The organism is Streptomyces beijiangensis (assembly GCF_017315755.1).
In the GTDB taxonomy this organism is placed as follows: Bacteria; Actinomycetota; Actinomycetes; order Streptomycetales; family Streptomycetaceae; genus Streptomyces; species Streptomyces beijiangensis.
The window spans coordinates 1-234 of sequence record NZ_JAFLRJ010001030.1 but is presented as its reverse complement, the minus strand read 5'-3'; the positions used below and the strand labels follow the sequence as shown (position 1 = coordinate 234).

Sequence of the window (234 nt, the reverse complement as noted above, 5' to 3'; positions counted from 1 at the left end):
GTGTCGAGGAGGGTGATCCGGATGCCCGCCTCGGCGGCCGCCGCGATCAGCGCCTCGCCCATGGCGTTCGGGTCGTCGTAGGGCGTGCCGCCCGGCGCGTGGTGGAGATAGTGGAACTCGCCCACGGCGGTGATCCCGGCGAGCGCCATCTCCGCGTACACGGCGCGCGCGAGAGTGAAGTAGGAGTCCGGGGTGAGGCGGGAGGCCACCCCGTACATCACCTCGCGCCAGGTC

1 pseudogene is annotated in these 234 nt (G+C 72.2%); it reads right to left on the bottom strand.

From position 1 onward, the window contains the following. Positions 1-234, bottom strand: a pseudogene (locus tag J0695_RS40405) (formimidoylglutamate deiminase); the annotation flags it as partial.